We start from the raw sequence: 12,131 nt of genomic DNA, 5'->3' as shown, positions 1-12,131 counted from the left end.
ACTATTGAGACAGGTGTCATTCCCCTGCAACAGTCGCTGCCTAACCTGCCCCTCATCCGAACATGAGTAGTTGGTAGGAAACAACATGAGTGTACGACAGCGACTGTTAATCGCATTTTCCCTCTTCATTGCATCCACGATTGGGCTAGGAAGCTTATCGCTGTGGATTTCATCCCGCTCTGCGCAAGCCTCTTCAGAATATGTCAATCAACAGCTGCCTGAAGTCTGGGCGTTGCTCGCGCTGGAACGCGATCACCGCAACTTGGTCAACTTATCGCAAAAAATCAAAGCACAGTTATTGTTCTGGAATGAAATTCAGCCGCAGTTTGAACAACTCCATCAAGACTATCAGCAAAGCTGGCAAGCACTCTCTCGCTCTCCGTCGCTCGCAACCTGGCGCGCGAAACATCAAGCCGATAAACAGGCATTCGATGACTATCTCGTCCAGCTAGAAAAAACCATCGCTGCCAAAAGCTTCTATGATGCGGGGAGGTTAGTCGACTTTGATATGTATCCGGCCGTTGATCCTATGCTGCTCGCTATCAACGAGAAGCTGGCCGAAAGGCAATCTCATGCGAAACACTCTGCAAGCGGGCTGATCACCTTTCTAAACCAACAAGCGCATACCGTGTATATTGGTTGTGGCGCCACCTTACTCTTGGCATTGGTATTGATGACATGGTTGCGCAAAACTGTGGTGGTTCGCTTGGATCATATCGCTAATGCCTTAACAGATATTGACCAGCGCTCCGATCTGAGTACCCGCCTCACCGATCGGTACAGTGATGAGGTCAGTGCAGTCGCGCGGGCCTCTAATAACTTACTCGACAAGTTCTCGCATTTTGTCACTGACATTCAATCGCGAACCGCCGAATTAGATGGTCAATCTGACACGCTCGATACCCAAAGCAAACAAGTCGCACAGATTAACCAGCAGACCCGTCGTCAAGTCGACGACGTCGCCCAATCTCTCACCGTCATGGAAAGTGCCACCACAAACATTGCCAGTGCCATTCATGATACGCGCGAGTACATTAGCAAAGTGTCGCACGATAACGACGAGATCCAGCAACAAATGCGGACTACCGACGCCGCTATCGCACACAGTGTGGGTATCGTGGAGAAGGTATCGTCAACCATGGCAACACTGAAACAAACCAGTGAGCAAATTGCAGGGGTCATGGATGTGATTGAAGGGATTGCGGAGCAAACTAACCTACTGGCATTAAATGCAGCCATTGAGGCCGCGCGTGCCGGCGAGCATGGCCGAGGGTTTGCGGTCGTTGCCGATGAGGTCCGAGGCCTGTCACAGCGTACGGCACAATCGACCGGTGATATTCGCAATTGGATTAACGATCTCTTAGGACAAGTTGATACCGCCAGTTCACTGCTCACAGAAACACAAACGGCCAGTGCCTCCAACCAGCAAGCCAGCGTTCGTCTTCAAGGCTTTCTCAGTGATATGCATGCCACATTCCAAGGCTTAGAACAATTGAGCGCCGAGGTAGAAGCCGCATTGGCCTCACAGCACAAGGAAATTGAACACCTCACTGCTGGCCGACGTGCGCTTAAGCAAGGCAGCCAATCGCTCACTGAAGCCATCAATACCACCAGCGACGTCAGTGGCCAGTTGAGTCATCAATCGAGTGCACTCACCACGCTAACCGACCAGTTTCAGACTTAAACCGACATCAAAAAGCCACCTTCATTTACTTAAGGTGGCTTATCAGCTTTTACTGGGCCGCTTTAATGCGTTCAAAGCCTGCTGCTAAGTCAGTGATCAAATCCTCTACCGCTTCTAAACCAATGTGCACACGGACTAAGGTGCCACTGAAACTCACCTTACCGGCAGGACGAATACGGTTGAGTTGTTCAGGTTGATTGGTCAACAGCAACGACTCAAACCCACCCCATGAGTACGCCATGCTAAAGTGCTGTAAGTGATCACAGAACGCTTCCAGCTGTGCATCGGTAAGTCTTTGGTCAAAAACAAACGAAAACAAGCCATTACTCCCAGAAAAGTCTCGCTCAAAAAAGACATGTCCGGGGCAATCAGAAAACGCAGGGTGAAGGACATGCGCGACTTCCGGCTGCTCTTTTAGCCATTGCGCAATCTGTAGAGCACTTTGTTGATGTTGCTTCAGACGCACCCCTAGGGTACGCAACCCTCTTGCCGCTTGATACGCCGTCTCGGCATCAATGGTTTGTCCCATCAAATAGGCACGTTCTCGTAGCTGCGGCCAACAGCGACGATTTGCCACCGCGGTGCCGAGCATATGATCAGAGTGGCCAATAATATACTTGGTGCCGGATTGAATCGAAATATCGACCCCATGTGTTAAAGGCTGATATAAAACGCCAGCAGCCCAGGTGTTATCCATCATAATGATTGCCTCTGGCGCTTTGGCGCGAATCGCTTGCACCATGGCTGGCGTATCATGGACTTCCATGGTGTACGACCCAGGCGACTCGAGAAACACAATCCGGGTATTAGGCCGAATACGCTCAGCGATTTGGACCCCTTCAAGCGGATCGAAAAACTCAGTCTCAATCTGCATATCGGCAAGGATAGTTTGGCAAAAGTCTTGTGTGGGCTCGTAAGCCGAGCCTGTCACCAGAATATGGTCGCCCGTTTTCACAAATGCCAAGATACTGTTGGCAATGGCGGCAGCGCCACACGGAAACAACGCACATCCTTCACCTTGTTCGAGCTCTGTCATCGCATCTTGCAGGGCAAAATGCGTCTGGGTGCCACGGCGGCCGTAAAACAAGGTGTGCTGGTGTCGATGCGCAATTGCATGTTTTTTGTCGGCGAGCGTGTCAAAAACGATGGAGGAAGCACGCTGGATCACAGGGTTCACACCTTGTTGGGTATAACGTTTGTCGCGCCCCGCGTGAATCAATTGCGTGCTCAGGTATTTTTTTTCCATAATTCCTTACCCAAATATTTGCTCCATAGATACCTTACCCTAAGCATTATTTCTTTAGCAGTAAAGCCATTTAGCCATCTATTTAAATAGGTTCAATCGCACGTCTCCTTATTATTTATGGCATGGATGACGAAACCCCGCGGCTACAATGTCGAGTTGTATGAAAATAACTATTTAGATCACTAAACAGATCACAAATTAAGCACGCCAGGTGGAAAAGCGTAGAAAGTGTATATACATTGTATATCCAAACGATAGGCAAATGCAGATGACAAAAAAAGAAAAAAGCAAAAAAGACAGTCAGTTACTCATTCGTATTAATAGTGAGCAACGCGATGCCTTCTTGTCAAAATGCGAGGATCTCGACACGTCAGCTGCTAGAGAGATCCGTCGATTTATCAAACAATTTTTAAAAGAACACGAAGAAAAAAAGAGCTCATAATCACAGTTTTAGGTGCAACTTGCCGGCACCTGTCCACGGCATTGAAGCCGTATTGCGGTGGCGAAAACACCGGCAATGACAACGAAAGGAGAAAACCGATGGCTAAAGCATCAAAGAAAGATCTGAAAAAATCGATCAAAAAGACCAAAGCAAAAGTTGCTAAACAAGAAAGCAAATTGAAAAAGCTGAAAAAACAGCTGAAAAAAGCCTAAATACAGCGCCTCCACTTATCGAGGCACTCGGTTAGCTAGGCATAGCGCGTATAACGCAAAAAAGCTCGGGACATGGTGCCCGAGCTTTTTATTTGGCTCAATTAAACCAGAATGGCAAACAACGCCTAGTGGCTCGACTCCGCTTCGCCGACTGGCTCGACCGTAAAGCGACCGACATCAACACCGACCACTCGCACTTTGTCGCCTGCTTGCAAGCTAGCATCATTACAGCTGCCACTAAGCACTAACTGCCACGCCACACCCGAATACTTAATTGTCGCTGGATGTGCCGACGTTAACGGCTCAGTCAATGTCAGCGTCAAACCAATAAAGTCACTGTGCTTGTTATCAGGGCTGCGTGCACCACGTTGCAGCCGCTTTAGCGGCTGCCACAGCGCGGCGGTTAACAATCCAGCGCCAATCCCGGTTGCGCTAAACATCACGGTCACAGTTTCCGGCAGCACGCCGAGCATCGCCAAAAGACCCGCCAGCACCGCAGCAACCCCTGTTGCCAGCAATACGATGGTTGATAAGCCAAGCAACCACACTTCGACTACGAGCAGTAACAGCCCGATAACCATCGTCATCTCAGCTAGATGGGTGGTAAACCAGTTGTGCATATTAGCCTTTCACTTTGTTCAGTGTTTGAATGATGGTCATCGCTTCAGCAACCGTACTCGCTGCACCGGTCCCCGACTCAGGAAGCAATACGACAGAAGACTCTTTCGCGATCGCTTCTTTGGCACTGATGGCTTTTTCTGCCAAGTCTAATTGGATGGCTTTCTGGCCCTCTTCCGTGATCGCTCGTGAACCGACAATTTCAAGCGCTTCAGCTTGTGCTTCCGCGACCGCGATAATCGCTTTCGCTTCCCCTTCCGCTTTCAAGATCTGCTCAGACTTTTCCGCTTCTGCAGCAAGTACCCGTGCTTGTTTTTGCCCTTCTGCAACGTTGATATCCGACTGACGTGCCCCTTCTGACTCAAGGATCACCGCACGTTTTTCACGTTCGGCTTTCATTTGACGCTCCATCGCATCCAATACGGAACGCGGCGGATCAATATCTTTAATTTCATAGCGAAGGACTTGTACGCCCCAAGGCTGAGCGGCTTCGTTAATCGCCGAGACGATTGCCGTATTAAGGCTTTCACGCTCTTCGAAGGTCTTATCTAGTTCCATCTTACCCACTTCACTACGCATTGTGGTTTGCGCCAGTTGGGTCACGGAGTAGATATAGTCATCGACACCGTAGCAAGCTTTGTAAGGATCCAGCACTTTGATATAAAGCACGCCATCTACGACTAGAGAGATGTTGTCTCGGGTAATGGCCGACTGACTCGGCACATCGAACGCTTGCTCTTTTAGCGTACGTTCATAGGCTAGACGGTCGATAAAAGGCACAATAAAGTTCAAACCCGCTTCCATCGTTTTGTAATATTTACCAAAACGCTCAATCACATAGGCGGTGTTTTGCGGAACAAACTTTACCGAGCCACGCAAGAAAACAATCACTAGGATTGCGAGTACAATCCAAACGCTAAACGCGCTAGTAAGAGAGACCATTTCGTTCATTGGAGTTCCTATCAGTAGAGGATCGACAAACAGCAACACGCTGCTACTCGTAGAAAGCATTAAGAGTACGTCAATGTCGATGAAAAAAGACAGCGCCCGATAGCATCTTTGACATCCGTCCCAATACAGGACGCGATTTTCGCCATTGATTTGCTTAATTCTGACAAAAATCTCGGCGCTTGATCTCACTTTCAATCATTCACTCAAAATAAACCGGATATAAAGTGCGAAAAGAGATTTACCTCACATTCTTTTGCGTGTATTCTCGCTAATGTTCAACCGTGTTGGTTGACGTTACTGAAAGCTGAAAGGCGACTATCGTCACAGCCAACAGTAAACTGACGCGCAAATTACGCGTAGTCCTCTTGGAGCTGTTAAGCGGCTTCGCTAATCGGAAATTTATGCAGCAATTGAATATAGAAACATCGAAACACCCTACCGTTTGGCTGGAAAGTTAGTTGTCCTGAAGATATTCGCTACATTTGCCCATAGAACGATTAATGGCACTCGCGTCACTGCTACACCTAGTTAATATATTCAGGAGACATCATGTCTAAAGCTAATGGTACCGTTAAGTGGTTTAACGAAGAAAAAGGTTTCGGTTTTATCCAGCAAGAGAACGGTCCAGACGTATTCGTTCACTTCCGCGCCATCGTTGGTGAAGGCTTCCGCACTCTAGCAGAAGGCCAACAGGTTGAGTTCGATATCGAGCAAGGTCAAAAAGGCCCACAGGCAGCGAACGTAACTCGCCTGTAAGCTAAACCAGATTTAAGAAGAAAAGGCGCCTTTTAGGCGCCTTTTTTTGTATGCGTAATCTCTCACTCCCCGCAAAAACGTATAAAAAATTCTACAAATCACTCAGCAGCAAAACTCGCCATTTACTATGCTTTTAAAACAGTTAGCGCTTTGGCAGGAGGGAGTATGCTATCTCGGTGTTTAGTGGTAGATGATCATGAGATGATTCGAGATACCATAAGTTTGATGGCACAAGCGCTAGGGATCAAATCCGTTATCACGGCGGCCGATGGTGCTGAAGCTATATCAAGGGCCTTTCACGAACAACCTAGCTTAATTATCACTGACCTACAGATGGAGCCTATCGATGGCTTGGAGATGCTTAGGCTTATCCGTAGTGGTCGCTACCACCTACAGCACGATGTCCCGATCATCATTCTCACCGCAAATGCCTCCCAATCAGTGATAAGCGAATGCATCCGCTATGATGTTGACGCATTCATGGTCAAGCCAGTTAGAAAACAAGACCTCGAAAATCGCGTTCAACAGCTAGCCAAAGATACCAAATCCAAAAAGCCACCAAAATACTACTTTGAGATGTATCAGGCCGATCCAGCTAAATCGACCGATTTTGAGCACAATGGGGCCATTGTCTTCACTGAAGAAGAGCAGGAGAAAATCGAAAACATTTCGGACACAAGCCCGACAATTGATACAACAGCACCCCCTGTTACGCCTGAACAAGCGACAGCAAAGAGCAAAGACAGAAAGTTTATTCGTTGGCAGGACAAATACTCTGTGGGGCACTCAGAACTCGATGCCAGCAACAAGCAATTACTGGCTATCATCAATGACACCTATGAGGCTATCGCGTACCATCATGCCGATGGTGAAAAAGGAGATTTTGATGATCTCGCCCAGCGGTTTCGAGACTACATTGTGTCCCACTTCCAGCTAGAAGAAGACATTCTTCACGATCTCGCCTACCCCAAATACAAACAACATGCAGCCATCCATGAACGTTTATCACGGCAAGCACATTATGTGTTACTGCAATGCCAGGCGGATCCTGAACTGTACCCTTCAGTCTTTTTCAAGTTTTTGCGTTACTGGTGGGTACACCACGTCGTCAAAGAAGACAGACAATATCGCGAATTCCTTAGCCAGTCGCCTCAATCCGCCTAGTCACCCTATTAGATTCACAAGCAGCAAAGGTGACTAGGCTTTTTGTCTATTAAAATCTATTTTGTGTCTATTTTTAATAGCCAACCCTTTCACCTCACTCAACTCCAACTGAGACGAAGTCCAAGCCGCTCCTCCCATCTTTGTGGCATGAGTCACACCAGATTGAGAATCGTCAATACATTTAGGCCAGTAAATGTTACGCATCAAAGCATTGTGATTAATAAAAAATTTAACATTAAAAAATCTCATAAATATCATATATTTAAACTGTAGTGACAAACCGATTAGCGCAACCCGGGGTTGATAAACAAAATCCATCGCCTATTATGTATAACGAATTCGTTAGAGCACAAAACAATTATGTGGCGATCAAAAACGACAGATACGGCAGTTCTTGAAAACGAAGTCCTTGACCGTAAACAGATAAAACCGAGCACGCGGTTTGTGTTTCGTAAGCCATCAATTCGTGATGGTGGCGACATCTATCGATTAATCACTCAGTGCCCTCCGTTGGATGTGAACTCCGCCTACTGCAACTTCTTACAGGCAACGCACTTCAAAGAGACCTGTGTTGTGGCAGAGCGTGACGGCGACATTCACGGCTTCGTCTCTGGCTACATTCGTCCAGAGCAACCAGACACATTTTTTGTGTGGCAGGTAGCCGTATCGCCCAAAGCACGTGGAGAAGGGCTTGCCCTATCAATGGTCGAAGCGTTACTAGCGCGCAAAGTGTCACAAGACATCCGATTCATTGAAACCACAATCACTGAAGACAACGCTGGTTCTTGGGCGCTGTTCAAAAAGGTAGACCGCCTCTACGGTACAGGTGGTCAGCGCTCAGTGTTCCTTGATGAACAAGAGCACTTTAACGGTGAACATGACACCGAATACCTTTTCCGAATTCCACTCAAAAAATAACAGGATGAGTTATGGATATCTTTAAATCGCAGGAGTCAAATGTTCAATGTTACGCTAACAACTTCCCCGTCGTGTTTGAAAGCGCGAAGGGCTGTTGGATCACGGGCGTTGACGGCAAGCGCTACCTCGATTTTCTTGCTGGCGCCGGTTCGCTTAACTATGGACACAACAACCCGACGCTAAAAAAAGCGCTGATTGAGTACATCGAGAAAGATGGCATTACCCACGGCTTGGATATGCACACCGGTGCAAAAGCACGCTTTCTCGAGGTATTTAAAGAGCACATCTTGGCACCACGTAACTTGGACTACAAACTCCAGTTCACCGGTCCAACCGGTACAAACGCTGTTGAAGCGGCGATGAAGCTGGCACGAAAAGTGACAGGTCGTCCGAACATCGTTTCATTTACGAACGGCTTCCACGGCTGTACCTATGGCGCACTCGCTGTGACCGGTAATCATCACCATCGCGGTGGTGGCGGTATGCCAGTGAATAACGCGGTAACACGTATTCCGTATGACGGCTATGCCGATGTTGACGGTCTCACACTGTTCGAAACCATGCTAAACGATGCCTCAAGCGGTCTAACAGGTGGAGATAAACCCGCCGCAGTCTTGCTTGAAGTCGTTCAAGGTGAAGGTGGTCTCAATGCAGCTTCCAATGAATGGCTGCAACGCCTAGAAAGCATCTGTAAAGAACATGGCATCTTGATGATCGTCGATGATATTCAAGCTGGCTGTGGTCGTACTGGTACTTTCTTTAGCTTTGAGCCATCAGGTATCAACCCAGATATCGTGACCTTGTCGAAGTCGATTGGTGGTTATGGCCTACCAATGGCACTGGTTCTGCTGAAACCTGAGCTGGATCAATGGGCACCTGGCGAACATAACGGTACATTCCGTGGTAACAGCCATGCATTTGTGACAGCTGCAGAAGCGATTGAAACTTACTGGCTAGATGATCAGTTCCAAACTCATATCCAAGCGCGTGCTGATCAACTCAATAAAGTGTTGAAAGACGTCTTAGCGAAAAATGGTGACCTGTTCGACACCATCAAAGGTCGTGGCCTGATGCAGGGTATCGCATGTAAAAATGGTGATATCTCTGATGCCATCACAAGCCTTTGTTTTGAGCACGGTATGATCATCGAAACAGCTGGCCCTGATGATGAAGTGATCAAATTCTTCTCCCCATTGACAGTCAGCGAAGCTGAAATGGAGAAAGGCCTGCAGATTTTTGTTAAGTCGGTTGAGCAATACAAAAAAGACAAATTGAAAAAAGCGTCTTAATTCAAAGCGCTCACCCATTAACAAACAGACGTATAAAGGATTGACATGATTGTTCGCACATTAGAAGAATGCCAAAACAGTGAACGCCGCGTAGTGGCTGAAAATTGGGAAAGTGTCCGTATGTTGTTGCGCGATGACAACATGGGCTTTTCGTTCCACATTACCACCATTTACGCCAATACTGACACGCATATCCATTACCAGAATCACTTAGAGTCTGTGTATTGCATGTCAGGTGAAGGTGAGATTGAAACGACCGACGACGGTAAAGTGTATCCAATCAAACCTGGCACACTGTACATTCTTGACAAACATGACGAGCACCAGCTTCGCGCAAATAAAGGTGTTGATATGGTCATGGCCTGTGTCTTTAACCCACCGATTACTGGGCAAGAGACACATGACGAAAACGGTGTTTACCCTCTGGTCGATTAACCGTCTTGGGGCAGCGGGATGCTGCCCCTGTAAACCCAATCGACGACTTCAATTCATAAAAGCCCACAAGGAGCTCACATGAATCATACCGTTGAAAAGATCGGCGGTACATCAATGTCAGCGTTCGACGCTGTCATGGATAATATCTTTTTGTACCCGTCTAACCCTTATAACCGAATTTTTGTGGTTTCTGCTTATGCTGGCATCACGGATGCACTGCTGGAGTGTAAGCGTTCTGGCAAGCCGGGTATCTATCGCCTACTCGCCGCCAATAACCCGAAGTGGCGCGATGCTATGGAAGAGCTGGAACAACGTATGCTGCTTATTAACAGCAACATGTTCCCTGACCCCGTTTACCGCGAGCGTGCAGACAACTTCATTCGTCAGCGTATGGAGAAAGCGCACAGCTGCATCGAAGGTATTCTCGAAACCTGTAACTATGGGCAGTTTTCTCTAGAAAGCTATTTGCCCCAAGTGCGCGAGTTCCTCTCGTCAATTGGTGAAGCTCACAGTGCGCACAACTCTTCTCTTTTGCTTGAGAGCGTGGGAATTAACTCACGGTTTGTTGACCTTTCTGGCTGGGACAACCCCGACGAAGCACAAGGTGATTTAAACACCGTGATTGCGCGTGCTATGGAAGATATCGATCTCAGCAATGAGCTGCCCATCGTTACCGGCTACGTATACTGCGATGAAGGTTTGATGAAAACATACGATCGCGGCTATAGCGAAATGACGTTCAGTCGTATTGCGGTATTGACCAAAGCAAGCAGCGCGGTGATCCACAAAGAGTATCATTTAAGCAGTGCTGACCCGCGTATCGTCGGTCCAGAACGCGTCCAGCCGATGGGCTTGAGCAACTACGACGTGGCTGATCAGCTTGCCAACTTGGGGATGGAAGCGATTCACCCTAATGCCGCATCGGGAATGCGTGCAGTTGGCATCGAACTGGTGGTGAAAAATACCTTCGAACCCGATCATCCAGGTACGGTGATTTCCCACAAATATCGCCCGAAAGACAATGAAATCGAGATCATTGCAGGTCGTGATAAAGTGCTAGCACTGCATATCTTTGATCAATCAATGGTTGGCCATGTCGACCGCGTCAGCTATGACGTGATGGAAATCATTCGTGAGGAGAACGTTCAGCTAATCAGTAAAGAGATGAACGCCAACTCAATCACTTACTATTTGGATGGTAAGACCGCTAGCCAAGACAAAGTGATTAATCGCGTTGAGAAGCTGTATCCTAAAGCGAAGATCACCGGCGAGATGGTTGCGTTAATTTCGGTTATTGGTAGCCGTATTGATTCCAACCAGACCATGAGCCGAGGTATGCTTGCACTGCTGGACGCAGAGATTAATCCAAAAGCTGCGCACTCCTCTATGCGTGACGTGGATGTACAGTACGTGGTGTTGGATAAATTCTATCATGCGGCAATTTGCGCACTACACGCATGCTTTATTGAAAAGCCGGCCCCAAAGCCGACCATCAAAGCCGCGTAACCGCAGCGCTAAGAGATTAATTGCTCAGTCAATTTTTCTACCATTAAACGCCTCTTTCGAGAGGCGTTTTTTATTCTTATCAAATTAATTTTCCACTCCTGTTTACACTAAGCTTAGTACTAATGATTATCACAATAGATAAGTTCCGTTGATCCTTTTGCTTAACCGGGTAAAATGCCGCGTTTTATTTTGTCAGTGATACGCGCATTCTATGATTGATCCAACCTTGCTCCCTGTTTATTTAACGGCCGTTGTGGCACTACTTCTTATCCCCGGTCCAGACATGCTACTGATCATTAGTGCAAGTCTTAGTTATGGAAAGCGAGTCGGGTTTGCAGCAAGTTTAGGGAATGCGACATCCGGATTGATTCTGACCCTCTTGGCTGCTACTGGCGTGTCGGCGATGATTGCAATGTCGCCTATGGCGCTCACTGTTTTAAAGTACGTAGGCGCTGCTTATCTACTTAAAATGAGCATAGACACATGGCGAGCTTCGCCAGCGGATAGTGAGACGCTTGCGCATCGTCAAAAGATGGGCAGACACCTATACAAACGTGCGGTCATGACGAACTTACTCAACCCCAAGGCTCTACTCTTTTTTGTTCTGTTTTTACCTCAGTTCATCTCGCAACAAATCCAAGCATCCTCAGGTATGCAGTTATTGAGTCTGGGCCTATTGCTCAATATTCTCGGGTTGGTATTCAATGTCTTACTTGTCGTGATAGTTGGCCGTCTAGGTACCGCTTTATTCACACGTCCTAGCGTTCAGCAATACCAGCATAAAATGATGGCAATCATTTTTGCGACTCTCGCTATTTGGCTATTTTTACAACAGAATAGTATTTAGTGGTTTGTCGAAAAGACATTGAATAAAAAACCACCGAACCCTCGTGGTGCCATAAAACTTTCC

Annotated in this window: 12 protein-coding genes; 9 read left to right on the top strand and 3 right to left on the bottom strand. The window is 47.4% G+C overall.

The window, feature by feature from the left end:
- The first annotated feature begins 85 nt into the window (after window positions 1-85).
- Complete coding sequence (locus BZG84_RS11425; protein WP_077678226.1) at window positions 86-1,684, top strand: methyl-accepting chemotaxis protein; 1,599 nt, start codon at window positions 86-88, stop codon at window positions 1,682-1,684.
- Between the two features lie 49 nt (window positions 1,685-1,733).
- Here the strand turns inward: BZG84_RS11425 and metC are convergent, their stop codons facing one another.
- A complete protein-coding gene (gene metC / locus BZG84_RS11420; RefSeq protein ID WP_077482025.1) occupies window positions 1,734-2,930 on the bottom strand; it encodes a cystathionine beta-lyase in 1,197 nt (398 codons plus the stop codon).
- A 268-nt stretch (window positions 2,931-3,198) separates the two neighbouring features.
- Between metC and BZG84_RS16395 the strand changes: the two genes are divergently transcribed.
- Entirely contained in the window at window positions 3,199-3,372 is a 174-nt protein-coding gene (locus BZG84_RS16395) for a hypothetical protein (protein WP_167370411.1), read from the top strand.
- Window positions 3,373-3,709: 337 nt separating this feature from the next.
- Here the strand turns inward: BZG84_RS16395 and BZG84_RS11410 are convergent, their stop codons facing one another.
- On the bottom strand, window positions 3,710-4,204 hold the full coding sequence (locus tag BZG84_RS11410) for an NfeD family protein (protein WP_077678225.1): 495 nt from the start codon (window positions 4,202-4,204) through the stop codon (window positions 3,710-3,712).
- A 1-nt stretch (window position 4,205) separates the two neighbouring features.
- Window positions 4,206-5,153 (bottom strand): slipin family protein, encoded by a 948-nt coding sequence (locus BZG84_RS11405; protein WP_069589812.1) that lies wholly within the window; start codon window positions 5,151-5,153, stop codon window positions 4,206-4,208.
- Between the two features lie 549 nt (window positions 5,154-5,702).
- Here BZG84_RS11405 and cspE point away from each other — a divergent pair.
- The 7 genes from cspE (at window position 5,703) to BZG84_RS11365 (ending at window position 12,068) form a co-directional block, all read left to right on the top strand.
- On the top strand, window positions 5,703-5,909 hold the full coding sequence (cspE, locus tag BZG84_RS11400) for a transcription antiterminator/RNA stability regulator CspE (RefSeq protein WP_069589811.1): 207 nt from the start codon (window positions 5,703-5,705) through the stop codon (window positions 5,907-5,909).
- 165 nt (window positions 5,910-6,074) lie between these two features.
- Complete coding sequence (locus tag BZG84_RS11395) at window positions 6,075-7,073, top strand: bacteriohemerythrin (RefSeq protein ID WP_077481862.1); 999 nt, start codon at window positions 6,075-6,077, stop codon at window positions 7,071-7,073.
- A 360-nt stretch (window positions 7,074-7,433) separates the two neighbouring features.
- Window positions 7,434-7,991, top strand: a complete 558-nt coding sequence (gene ectA, locus BZG84_RS11385; protein ID WP_077457896.1) for a diaminobutyrate acetyltransferase — start codon at window positions 7,434-7,436, stop codon at window positions 7,989-7,991.
- An 11-nt stretch (window positions 7,992-8,002) separates the two neighbouring features.
- Window positions 8,003-9,280 carry a diaminobutyrate--2-oxoglutarate transaminase gene (ectB, locus tag BZG84_RS11380; RefSeq protein WP_077662528.1) on the top strand — a complete coding sequence of 426 codons (1,278 nt, stop codon included), beginning with the start codon at window positions 8,003-8,005 and terminating at the stop codon, window positions 9,278-9,280.
- A gap of 45 nt (window positions 9,281-9,325) precedes the next feature.
- Entirely contained in the window at window positions 9,326-9,715 is a 390-nt protein-coding gene (locus BZG84_RS11375) for an ectoine synthase (RefSeq protein WP_077457892.1), read from the top strand.
- A gap of 78 nt (window positions 9,716-9,793) precedes the next feature.
- Window positions 9,794-11,221 (top strand): aspartate kinase, encoded by a 1,428-nt coding sequence (locus BZG84_RS11370; RefSeq protein ID WP_069589806.1) that lies wholly within the window; start codon window positions 9,794-9,796, stop codon window positions 11,219-11,221.
- 211 nt (window positions 11,222-11,432) lie between these two features.
- Entirely contained in the window at window positions 11,433-12,068 is a 636-nt protein-coding gene (locus tag BZG84_RS11365) for a LysE family translocator (protein ID WP_077481042.1), read from the top strand.
- Window positions 12,069-12,131 lie beyond the last annotated feature (63 nt).

Origin of the sequence: Salinivibrio sp. PR932, from assembly GCF_001996125.1 — a bacterium.
In the GTDB taxonomy this organism is placed as follows: domain Bacteria; phylum Pseudomonadota; class Gammaproteobacteria; order Enterobacterales; family Vibrionaceae; genus Salinivibrio; species Salinivibrio proteolyticus.
Note: the sequence above shows the minus strand (reverse complement) of the source record. Positions and strands in the feature narration are given on the sequence as shown.

Bases quoted from the DNA above. Each gene is read 5' to 3' on its own strand.
- BZG84_RS11425 (WP_077678226.1), top strand. From the start codon at position 86: ATGAGTGTACGACAGCGACTGTTAATCGCATTTTCCCTCTTCATTGCA.
- metC (WP_077482025.1), bottom strand. From the start codon at position 2,930: ATGGAAAAAAAATACCTGAGCACGCAATTGATTCACGCGGGGCGCGAC.
- BZG84_RS16395 (WP_167370411.1), top strand. From the start codon at position 3,199: ATGACAAAAAAAGAAAAAAGCAAAAAAGACAGTCAGTTACTCATTCGT.
- BZG84_RS11410 (WP_077678225.1), bottom strand. From the start codon at position 4,204: ATGCACAACTGGTTTACCACCCATCTAGCTGAGATGACGATGGTTATC.
- BZG84_RS11405 (WP_069589812.1), bottom strand. From the start codon at position 5,153: ATGAACGAAATGGTCTCTCTTACTAGCGCGTTTAGCGTTTGGATTGTA.
- cspE (WP_069589811.1), top strand. From the start codon at position 5,703: ATGTCTAAAGCTAATGGTACCGTTAAGTGGTTTAACGAAGAAAAAGGT.
- BZG84_RS11395 (WP_077481862.1), top strand. From the start codon at position 6,075: ATGCTATCTCGGTGTTTAGTGGTAGATGATCATGAGATGATTCGAGAT.
- ectA (WP_077457896.1), top strand. From the start codon at position 7,434: ATGTGGCGATCAAAAACGACAGATACGGCAGTTCTTGAAAACGAAGTC.
- ectB (WP_077662528.1), top strand. From the start codon at position 8,003: ATGGATATCTTTAAATCGCAGGAGTCAAATGTTCAATGTTACGCTAAC.
- BZG84_RS11375 (WP_077457892.1), top strand. From the start codon at position 9,326: ATGATTGTTCGCACATTAGAAGAATGCCAAAACAGTGAACGCCGCGTA.
- BZG84_RS11370 (WP_069589806.1), top strand. From the start codon at position 9,794: ATGAATCATACCGTTGAAAAGATCGGCGGTACATCAATGTCAGCGTTC.
- BZG84_RS11365 (WP_077481042.1), top strand. From the start codon at position 11,433: ATGATTGATCCAACCTTGCTCCCTGTTTATTTAACGGCCGTTGTGGCA.